The organism is Pseudomonas sp. GLN_2 (assembly GCF_043106005.1).
Lineage (GTDB): Bacteria > Pseudomonadota > Gammaproteobacteria > Pseudomonadales > Pseudomonadaceae > Aquipseudomonas > Aquipseudomonas alloputida.
Genome location: NZ_JBICMC010000060.1, coordinates 1 through 9,448 on the forward strand (window position 1 = coordinate 1; position 9,448 = coordinate 9,448).

9 protein-coding genes are annotated in these 9,448 nt (G+C 63.5%); 5 read left to right on the forward strand and 4 right to left on the reverse strand.

Translation table 11 applies throughout. The features are described from left to right. The coding region (locus ACF8Q6_RS14720) for an acetolactate synthase large subunit (protein ID WP_392499008.1) at window positions 1–1,522 on the reverse strand (1,522 nt) is incomplete at its 3' end. Between the two features lie 185 nt (window positions 1,523–1,707). Here ACF8Q6_RS14720 and ACF8Q6_RS14725 point away from each other — a divergent pair. Continuing rightward, a complete protein-coding gene (locus ACF8Q6_RS14725; protein ID WP_004374921.1) occupies window positions 1,708–2,589 on the forward strand; it encodes a LysR family transcriptional regulator in 882 nt (293 codons plus the stop codon). Here ACF8Q6_RS14725 and ACF8Q6_RS14730 read toward each other — a convergent pair. Next, window positions 2,574–3,233, reverse strand: coding sequence for an alpha/beta hydrolase (locus tag ACF8Q6_RS14730; RefSeq protein WP_012052225.1), 660 nt, complete (start codon window positions 3,231–3,233; stop codon window positions 2,574–2,576). The genes ACF8Q6_RS14725 and ACF8Q6_RS14730 overlap by 16 nt on opposite strands. A gap of 267 nt (window positions 3,234–3,500) precedes the next feature. On the opposite strand from ACF8Q6_RS14730, the gene ACF8Q6_RS14735 reads away from it, so the two are divergent. The 3 genes from ACF8Q6_RS14735 to ACF8Q6_RS14745 all read left to right on the forward strand — a co-directional run bounded on the left by ACF8Q6_RS14735 (window position 3,501) and on the right by ACF8Q6_RS14745 (window position 6,691). Then, on the forward strand, window positions 3,501–4,685 hold the full coding sequence (locus ACF8Q6_RS14735; protein ID WP_392494265.1) for an MFS transporter: 1,185 nt from the start codon (window positions 3,501–3,503) through the stop codon (window positions 4,683–4,685). 62 nt (window positions 4,686–4,747) lie between these two features. Then, window positions 4,748–5,599 (forward strand): LysR family transcriptional regulator, encoded by an 852-nt coding sequence (locus ACF8Q6_RS14740; protein ID WP_392494267.1) that lies wholly within the window; start codon window positions 4,748–4,750, stop codon window positions 5,597–5,599. A gap of 96 nt (window positions 5,600–5,695) precedes the next feature. After that, complete coding sequence (locus ACF8Q6_RS14745; RefSeq protein ID WP_088513136.1) at window positions 5,696–6,691, forward strand: aldo/keto reductase; 996 nt, start codon at window positions 5,696–5,698, stop codon at window positions 6,689–6,691. Here ACF8Q6_RS14745 and ACF8Q6_RS14750 read toward each other — a convergent pair. Continuing rightward, window positions 6,684–7,946, reverse strand: a complete 1,263-nt coding sequence (locus ACF8Q6_RS14750; protein WP_392494269.1) for an ATP-binding protein — start codon at window positions 7,944–7,946, stop codon at window positions 6,684–6,686. The genes ACF8Q6_RS14745 and ACF8Q6_RS14750 overlap by 8 nt on opposite strands. After that, entirely contained in the window at window positions 7,943–8,644 is a 702-nt protein-coding gene (locus ACF8Q6_RS14755; RefSeq protein ID WP_392494271.1) for a response regulator, read from the reverse strand. The genes ACF8Q6_RS14750 and ACF8Q6_RS14755 overlap by 4 nt, the downstream gene beginning before the upstream one ends. 203 nt (window positions 8,645–8,847) lie before the next feature. Between ACF8Q6_RS14755 and ACF8Q6_RS14760 the strand changes: the two genes are divergently transcribed. Beyond that, window positions 8,848–9,448: POTRA domain-containing protein (locus ACF8Q6_RS14760; protein ID WP_392499012.1), on the forward strand; the 601-nt coding region annotated here is incomplete at its 3' end.

Consider the following 9,448-nt stretch of genomic DNA (forward strand, 5'->3'; position numbering starts at 1 on the left):
GCAGGCCTTCGGCGCTTTCCACGCGGTGGCCGTTGGCGCCGTAGGCTTCGGCATACTTGACGAAGTCCGGGTTGCCGTAGTCCAGGCCGAAATCGGTGAAGCCCATGTTGGCCTGCTTCCAGCGGATCATGCCGTAGCCGTCGTCACGCAGGATCACCACGGTGATGTGCATGCCCAGACGTACTGCAGTTTCCAGTTCCTGGCTGTTCATCATGAAGCCGCCGTCACCACACACCGAGATTACCGGGCGGTCCGGGTGCACCAGGTGCGCAGCCATTGCCGATGGCAGGCCAGCGCCCATGGTCGCCAGGGCGTTGTCCAGCAGCACGGTGTTTGGCTTGTGCGCTTTGTAGTTGCGGGCGAACCAGATCTTGTAGATGCCGTTGTCCAGGGCGACGATGCCTTCGGACGGCAGTACACGACGGATGTCAGCCACCATGCGCTGTGGGTAGACCGGGAAGCGGTCGTCGTCGGCGCCTTCGGCGATCTGTGCTTCGTTGGCTTCACGGATGGCCATCAGGCGGGTGAAGTCCCAGTGCGACGTGTCGTTCAGTGCTTCACTGATCTGCCACACGGCGTTGGCGATGTCGCCGATCACTTCTACTTGCGGGAAGTACACAGCATCGACTTCGGCAGAGCGGAAGTTGATGTGGATGACTTCGGTGCCGCCACGGACCATGAAGAACGGCGGCTTCTCGATCACATCGTGGCCGATGTTGATGATCAGGTCGGCGGCTTCGACGGCGCGGTGAACGAAGTCGCCCGACGACAGCGCAGCGTTGCCAAGGAAGCGCGGGTGGCGCTCGTCGACCACGCCTTTACCCATTTGGGTGGTGATGAACGGGATGCCGGTCTTGTCGATCAGTTGCTTGAGGACCTTGGCGGTCATCTTGCGGTTGGCACCGGCACCGATCACCAGAATCGGGTTACGCGCGTTCTGCAGTTTCTCGACGGCAGCTTCGATGGCCACGTGCTCGGCCAGCGGGCGGCGGTGCAGGCTGCGCGGGATCGGCAGCGCGTCGGTCTGCTCGGCGGCGATGTCTTCCGGCAGCTCCAGGTGCACCGCACCCGGCTTTTCTTCTTCGGCCAGGCGGAAGGCTTCGCGCATGCGGGCCGGGATGTTGTCGGCCGAGGCGAACTGGTGGGTGTACTTGGTGATGGGGTCCATCATGCCGCACACGTCAATGATCTGGAAGCGACCCTGCTTGGACTTCTTGATCGGCTTCTGCCCGGTGATCATCATCATCGGCATGCCGCCCAGGTAGGCGTAGGCGCTGGCGGTCACCAGGTTGGTGGCACCAGGGCCGAGGGTCGACAGGCTGACGCCGGTCTTGCCGGTCAGACGACCGTAGGTGGCAGCCATGAAACCTGCAGACTGCTCGTGACGGGTCAGTACCAGCTTGATCTTCGACTTGCGCAGGGATTCGAGCAGGTCGAGGTTTTCCTCACCGGGAATGCCGAATACATACTCGACACCTTCGTTTTCCAGGCATTGCACAACGACATCGGCGGCCTTGGCCATTTGGGGTACTACCTCAAAATCTTTGTGGGATTGCAGATTTATTAAGCTGCGTGACTGAGATGTTGCAGGATGTCTCAGTGGCGCGCATCGTAGGCCCTCTGGTTAATAATAATAAATATATTGTTATGATGCTTAGCATCACAGTTCGTTATGAATGCATCTCGCATGAAAGGTAGCACCCCTCAATGAACCTCAAGGCATTGCGCTGCTGTGTCGAAATCGTCCGGCAGGGCAGCTTCACCAAGGCCGCGCAGCACCTGCACATCGCCCAGCCCGCGCTGAGCATGGCCGTCACCCGGCTGGAAGAAGAGCTGGGGGTAACCCTGTTCAACCGCACCACGCGCAAAGTGATCCTCACGGCAGAAGGCGAGCAGTTCTTGCCGCGCATTGCCTCTGCCCTGCGCGAAATGGACGTTGCCCGGCAAGAGCTGCGCGACATGGCCGACCTCAAGCGCGGCGAAGTGCGCCTGGGTATCCCGCCGATGTTCGGCCTGCACTACGTCCCCGGGTTGATGAACGCCTTCCGCAAGTCGTACCCGGGCATTGCCATGACCGTGTTCGAAGGCAGTGCCGAAGACATTGGCCATCGCCTGGAGCAACGGGAAATCGACCTGGCGCTGCTGGAGTCCCGGCGTGTACCGCCGGATAAGGAGTCGATCCTGCTGGGCAGCGACGAGATGCTGGCGTGCATGCACCCGGATCACCCCTATGCCGGCAAGGCCTACCTCACCGCCGAAGACCTGCGCAATACCGACATGGTGGTGTTCGATCGTACCTTCGTTCAACGCCATCTTCTGGATGCGTTCTTCGCCGAACATGGCATCACTTACCAGGTGGCGCTACAGAGCAACTTCGTCTCGCTGGTGGTGCAGGCCGCGCTGGACAACATGGGGGTGGCGACCCTGCTGCGCTCGGTGCAGCAACGCACGCCAGGCATCGTCGGCGTGCCGTTCCGGCCAGCACAGCAGATGAGTTTCCGCTTGTGCTGGCGCTCGGGGGAATACCTGTCGCTGGCCAGCAAGCGGTTTATCGACTTTGCTGCACAGACGCATTACCTGGAGCGGTGAGGGCCAGTCTTCTGGGCGAGATGAGCAATCACCTGCTCCGCGGCACGCCCCAGGCAGCCTTTGAAAAAGTGATTGGCACCGGCGTATACCGACACTGCCCGTTGTTCAGGGCCAGCCCATTGCAGCAGGTTGGCCAGCGGTGCCATTTCATCCTGTTCACCATGGAGTAACAGGCAATCCCCAGGCAGCGGCAATGGCTCGTAATAGCGCCCTCCCGGTACATCCCCCACCGGCAGCCCCATCAATGCGACTGCCTGCAACTGCCCTTCCAGCGCACAGGCAACCCGGGCGAACACGTAGGCCCCAAAGGAAAACCCGACCAGCGCTACCGGCAGCTCGGGCTGTTGCTGGTTGAAGTGACGGATGACCGCGATGCAATCCTCGGCTTCACCGATGCCCTGGTCGTGCGCGCCTTGCGTCTGCCCCACCCCACGAAAGCTCGGCCGTACCACTTGCCAGCCGGCTGCGCGCAGCTGCCGTGCCAGGGTCAGTGGCACGATATGCCGTGGGCTACCGCCCAGCAGCGGTTGCGGATGGCTGACCAGCACCAGCCCTTTGGGTGGTCCGTCGGGGTAGTCGATCAACAGCTCGATCTGGCCGACGGCTCCATCGATAAGCAGCGGATTGCGCGGGGTATCTGACATTGCAGTTGTCCTTGTGAACCGAATGTGTGGCGCGTGTACTCACCGTTTGCCGAGCGTTGGCGCGTCACCGCCCGCAGTCTAAAAGAGCAGGCGTACCCGCTGCCACAGTGTCCCGTCACTTCAGCCAGGGACGTAGCAAGCGCGCCCGCACTGAGCAGGACACGGGCTGCAACGTCGCGCAAGCCGGGGCAGCATCCTCGACGTTGCAGCCATCGATTGACTATTATCCCGCCTTGAACGTTTCAGCATGTTTCAATAGGGATACAGATGTCAGTCCAGGAACACCCCCCGCTCCCCAGTAAAAACACCGTCGCCAAGATGGAAGCCGCCATGGCACTGGGCAGCTTTGCCATCGGCACCGGCGAATTCGCCATCATGGGCCTGATGCCCGACATTGCCAGCAATTTGCAGTTGAGCGAACCACAGGTGGGCCATGCCATCAGCGCGTATGCGCTGGGGGTAATGGTTGGCGCCCCGACACTGGCCATTCTCGGTGCCAAACTGCTGCGCAAGCACATGCTGCTGCTGTTGATGCTGCTGTATGCCGTGGGCAACCTGGCCACTGCCTTTGCCCCCTCGTTCGGTGGCCTGGTCACATTTCGTTTCATCAGCGGCCTGCCCCACGGCGCCTACTTCGGCATTGCCGCAGTGGTCGCCTCGAGCATGGTCGCCAAGGATCAGCGCGCGGGGGCGGTTGCCCGGGTAATGATGGGCCTGACCTTGGCCATGTTGCTCGGCAACCCGGTTGCCACCTTCCTGGGCCAGTACTTCGGCTGGCGTTCGGCATTCGTACTGGTCGGCGCGATCGCCCTGTGCACCATCGCCCTGGTCTGGCGTTTCGTGCCCCAGCGCCACGACGAAACACGCAGCGATCCGCGCAAGGAGCTCCAGGCCTTTGCCCTCCCACAGGTATGGATGGCGCTGGCCATCGCTTCGATCGGTTTTGCCGGCATGTTCTGCGTGTTCAGCTACCTGGCACCGACCATGCTGCACGTGACCCAGGTGTCGCCACAGTGGATTCCGTTCGGTCTGGCGGCGTTCGGCGTGGGCGGTATCGTCGGCAACATCGCTGGCGGCAAGCTGTTCGACCGTCTGCAGTTCCGCGCCGTGGGCTTGGTACTGATGTGGTCGGTCGCCGTGCTGCTGTTCTTTACCTTCGCCGCCCAGGCGCTGTGGAGCCTGCTGCTGGGCATCGGCCTGGTGGGCACCATGATCGCCCTGGCGGCACCGCTACAGATCCGCCTCATGGACATTGCCCACGAGGCGCCTAGCCTGGCAGCGGCGTCGAACCATGCGGCGTTCAACCTGGCCAATGCCCTGGGGCCATGGCTGGGAGGCATGGCGATCACTGCCGGCATGGGCTGGACCAGCACCGGGTACATCGGCGCCGCGACTGCGCTGGTTGGCCTGGGCATCTACCTGGTGGCGCGGCGGATGAAAGGCGGGCATTGAAGCCGGCAGGGTCATAAAGGGTTACCCTACCCCTTTTAGCACCCGCCACTGCCGAGTCATTCATGTTCGATTGGGAAGACCTGCGCCATTTCTCCGCCTTCAGCTCGGCCGGCTCGCTGTCGGCCGCTGCCAAGACCCTGGGTGTCGATCACGCCACCGTGGCCCGGCGCATCGCCTCGCTCGAAGCTTCGCTCAAGCTCAAGCTGGTCGACCGACGTCCTCGCGCCTATGCCCTCACCCACGAAGGCCAACGCGTTGCAGAACTCGCCGAGCAGATGGCCATGTCCTCTTTTGCCCTGGCGCATTTCGCCAGCGCCGGCCAACAGACAGTGGAAGGCGAAGTGGTGCTCTCGGCACCACCGGCGCTGCTGGGCAGCATCGTCGCCCGGCGCCTGGGCGAGCTGTACCAGCGCTACCCACAGCTGCGCCTGAAGCTGGTGGGCAGCAAATCCAAGGCATCCCTGGTCCGCCGCGAAGCTGACATCAGCATCGCCCTGGCCAGGCCGACAGAGCCAACTCTGGTGGTCAGCCTGCTGGGGCACCTGGATTACCGGCTGTATGCCTCGCCCGGTTACCTGGCCAGCGCAACGGTCAGGCGCTACATCGGCTACGACGCGTCTCAAGCCCGTTCCCCACAACAGCAATGGCTCAACCTCCAGGCCGGCCAGCAGCCGTTCGCATTGCACAGCAATGACCTGCGCGTCCAGGCCCAAGCCTGTGCCGGCGGCATCGGCATCGCCTGCCTGCCCGCGTTCATGGCACAGGAACACGGTCTGAAAGAAGCAGGCAGCGCCCAACAGACCATGAGCATCGAAATCTGGCTGGCCGTGCATGAAGACGTGCGCGCCACACCGCGGATCAAGGCGGTTACCGACTTCCTTCAGCAACAGGTGCGGCCGCTGCTACGCTTGTGAATTCTTGCAGATGGCGCCTGCATCAATACGGAATTTTCGCACAACCCTGCCCGCGTTAGGCTAACTCCATCACTCACGCCCTTGAAGGAGACGACGATGCAGTACGTAAAGCTGGGTAGCACTGGGCTGGACATTTCAAGGCTGTGCCTGGGCTGCATGACCTTCGGTGACCCCGACGCCGGCACTCATCCCTGGACCTTGGGCGAAGACGCCAGCCGGCCGATCATCCGCCATGCCGTCGAGCAAGGCATCAACTTCTTCGACACTGCCAACAGCTATTCCGCCGGCACCTCGGAAATCATCCTCGGCAAACTCCTGAGGGAGTTTACCCGCCGCGAAGAAACCGTGATCGCCACCAAGGTGTTCTTCCCTGCCAACATGTGGGAAGGCGCCAGCCGGCCCAATGAGCAAGGCTTGTCACGCAAGGCGATCATGGCCAACATCGACGCCAGCCTCAGCCGCCTGGGCACAGACTACGTCGACCTTTACCAGATCCACCGCTGGGACTACCACACCCCCATCGAGGAAACCATGGAAGCTCTGCATGATGTGGTCAAGGCCGGCAAGGCGCGCTACATCGGTGCATCGTCGATGTATGCCTGGCAGTTCGCCAAGGCGCAGCAGGTAGCCGCCAGCCATGGCTGGAGCCGCTTCGTGTCGATGCAGAACTACCTCAACCTGATCTACCGCGAAGAAGAGCGAGAGATGATCCCGCTGTGCCTGGATCAAGGCGTCGGCCTGATGCCCTGGAGCCCGATGGCGCGCGGCCGCCTGACACGACCGCAGGGGCAGCAAACCCAACGCACGCGCACCGATGTGTCCGGGCAATCGTTCTATGAAAAGACCGAGGTGGAGGACGGCCGGGTAATCGATGTGGTCGAGCAGATCGCCAGCGAACGGGGGGTGCCGATGGCCCAGGTTGCGCTGGCCTGGGTGCTGGGTAGGGCCGGCGTTAGCGCCCCTATCGTCGGCGCCTCGAAGCCCGCCCACCTGGACGATGCCCTGGGCGCACTGTCACTGCAGCTGAGCGAGGACGAGGTGGCGCGCTTGCAGGCCCCTTACGTTCCCCACGCGGTCACCGGCTTCAAGTAGCAATGGCTTGCGGCAGTTCGATGCGCACCCGCAAGCCCCCTGTGGCGGCGGCCAGCGCGGTGATGCTGCCACCGTGCAAGGCGATGGCACGCTGGGCGATCGCCAGCCCCAGGCCGAAGCCGTCGCTGCTGTCGGTGCCACGGTCGAACGGTTCGAAGATGCGCTGCAGGCGCGCCGGGTCGACGCCCGGGCCATGGTCGCTGACGCACACCTGCAACCATTGCCCACCTGGTGCCGGTGCGGCCTCCACCAATACCGCCGTGCCGGGCTTGGTGTAGCGCACGGCATTGCGGATGACGTTCTCGAAGGCCCGGTACAGGAGTTCTTCATGGCCATGCATGAGAAACGCGCCCTGAGCCAGCAAGGACACCTGGCACTGCTTCATGCCTGCCTCGAAACGGGCATCCTCGACGATCTGCGCCAGCAGTTCGACCACATCCACGCTGGCGAAGTCATTGTTGCCTTGACGGGCCTGGGCACGGGCCAGGGTCAGCAGTTGCTCGATCAGGTCGTCCATGCGCCGCGACTCGCGCTCGACCCGCTCCAGCATGTCGGGCCGGTCGGGTTGCTGGCGCATCAGGCCAATGGCGGCATGCATGCGGGTAAGCGGTGAGCGCAGCTCATGGGAAATATCATGCAGCAGGTTCTGCTGGGCCTGCACCAGGGCCTTGAGCTGGCCGGCCATGCGGTCACAGTCCTCGGCCAGGTCGACGATTTCGTCACGGCGCTTGCCCAGCCGCGGCCTGACCCGCACATCGAAACGGCCTTGGGCAACCTGGCCCATGGCCTCGCGCAGCCAGGTCAGCGGCCGGGTCAGGTAAAAGCTGCACAACAGCGCGAACAGCGCGCTCATCACCGCCCCAGTCACGAACGGGCCAAGGTTGCGTGGGCGCGGTGCCATACCGACACGGGTGGCCACCGAAGCGCGCAGCACCAGCGGGCGGCCGTCACGGTCGAGCAGTGCCTGCTCGAAACGCGCCACGTGCACCGTTTGGCCAGCCAGCAAGCGGCCTTGATCGTCGTAAAGGCCTACTTGCACATCCTGCGGCTGTGGCGACACGTCCAGCAACTGGCGGCCGGCCCGCTCGCCATGCCGTTCGAGCAATTGCAGCTCGGTGGCCAGCAGCGAACGCAGCCCGGGGGTATCGCCGCGCAGTTCATTGAGCATGAAGGCCCCCGCCCCCACCAGGAAGGTCAGGGTGTTGGCCAGCCAGAACGCCAGGAACAGCTTCCAGAACAGACGCCGGCGCATCATTCGACGATCAGCATGTAGCCCATGCCGCGCACGCTCTGGATCCAGCTGCTGCCATCGGCACGCGGGCCAAGTTTTTGCCGGATGCTGCTGACGTGCACGTCGATGCGTCGGTCATAACGGGTCAGCGGCCGGCCCAGGGCATTGAGCGACAGGTCCTGCTTGCTGACCAGCTGACCGGCCTGGCGCGCCAGGGCTTCGAGCAGGCTGAACTCGGAGCCGGTCAGTTCCAGCGTGGCTGTGCCCCAGCGTGCCTCGCGCCGCCCCGGCCACATTTTCAATGCGCCGCTGCGTACCTGTTCAGGTACCTCGGGCGCGCTGGTATCACCCATCAGGTGTGGCTTCACGCGGCGCAGTATCGCCCGCAGGCGCGCCACCAGCTCGCCAGGAGAGCTGGGCTTGGGTACATAGTCGTCGGCACCCAGCTCCAGGCCGGCGATGCGGTCGATGTTGTCGCCACGGGCAGTCAGCAGCAGTACCGGCACCTGGCTGCGCGCGCGCACGCGGCGTAACACTTCGATGCCCGAAATGCCGGGCAGCATGACGTCCAGCACCACCACCTGGAAGTCACCGGACAACGCCTGGGTCTCGCCTTCTTCGCCGGTGTCCACGGCCGTTGCCTGGAAGCCTTCGCGCGCCAGGTACAAAGAGAGCATTTCGGTCAGTTCGCGGTCGTCGTCGACCAGCAGCACAGGGATCATCAGGGCCAGATATCGCAATTGCAGGGGGGGGGGGGGTAATGATCGCCCTACGCGCCGGCACTGTCACCGCCGGCCGGTCGGACTTTACACATCTTTACCCTCGGCTAACCGCGCCGTACACAGCCCGCCCGTATCCTCATCGCCCGCTGCTTGCGGGTTGCCCGCGCTCGCCTCCCTCCAAATCCGCTTGTCTGGAACCCCCGATGAACTACCCGCGCCTGTTGCTCTCCATCCTGCTGCTGAAAGCCACGCTGGCCCAGGCCTCACCGTTCAGGATCGCCGACATTCGCGTCAACGGCCTGCAGCGGGTTTCCGCTGGCAGTGTGTTCGGTGCCTTGCCGCTGAACGTTGGCGACCAGGCCGACGACCGCCGCCTGGTGGACTCGACTCGTTCCTTGTTCAAGACCGGGTTCTTCCAGGACATCCAGTTGAGCCGCGATGGCAATGTGCTGATCATCAACGTGGTCGAGCGCCCGTCGGTGTCGAGCATCGAGATTGAAGGCAACAAGGCGATCAGCACCGAAGACCTGATGAAGGGCCTGAAACAATCGGGCCTGGCCGAAGGCGAGATCTTCCAGCGTGCCACCCTCGAAGGTGTGCGTAATGAGCTGCAGCGCCAGTACGTGGCCCAGGGGCGGTACTCGGCCGAGGTCGACGCCGAGGTGGTGCCGCAGCCGCGCAACCGTGTGGCGCTGAAGATCAAGATCAACGAAGGCACCGTCGCCGCCATCCAGCACATCAACATCGTGGGCAACAACGTATTCGATGATGAGACCCTGGGGCAGCTGTTCGAGCTGAAGACCA

Excerpts from the sequence above, each read along its gene's own strand:
- ACF8Q6_RS14725 (WP_004374921.1), top strand. The coding sequence starts at position 1,708 with ATGAACCTCAAGGCATTGCGCTGCTGTGTCGAAATCGTCCGGCAGGGC.
- ACF8Q6_RS14730 (WP_012052225.1), bottom strand. The coding sequence starts at position 3,233 with ATGTCAGATACCCCGCGCAATCCGCTGCTTATCGATGGAGCCGTCGGC.
- ACF8Q6_RS14735 (WP_392494265.1), top strand. The coding sequence starts at position 3,501 with ATGTCAGTCCAGGAACACCCCCCGCTCCCCAGTAAAAACACCGTCGCC.
- ACF8Q6_RS14740 (WP_392494267.1), top strand. The coding sequence starts at position 4,748 with ATGTTCGATTGGGAAGACCTGCGCCATTTCTCCGCCTTCAGCTCGGCC.
- ACF8Q6_RS14745 (WP_088513136.1), top strand. The coding sequence starts at position 5,696 with ATGCAGTACGTAAAGCTGGGTAGCACTGGGCTGGACATTTCAAGGCTG.
- ACF8Q6_RS14750 (WP_392494269.1), bottom strand. The coding sequence starts at position 7,946 with ATGATGCGCCGGCGTCTGTTCTGGAAGCTGTTCCTGGCGTTCTGGCTG.
- ACF8Q6_RS14755 (WP_392494271.1), bottom strand. The coding sequence starts at position 8,644 with ATGATCCCTGTGCTGCTGGTCGACGACGACCGCGAACTGACCGAAATG.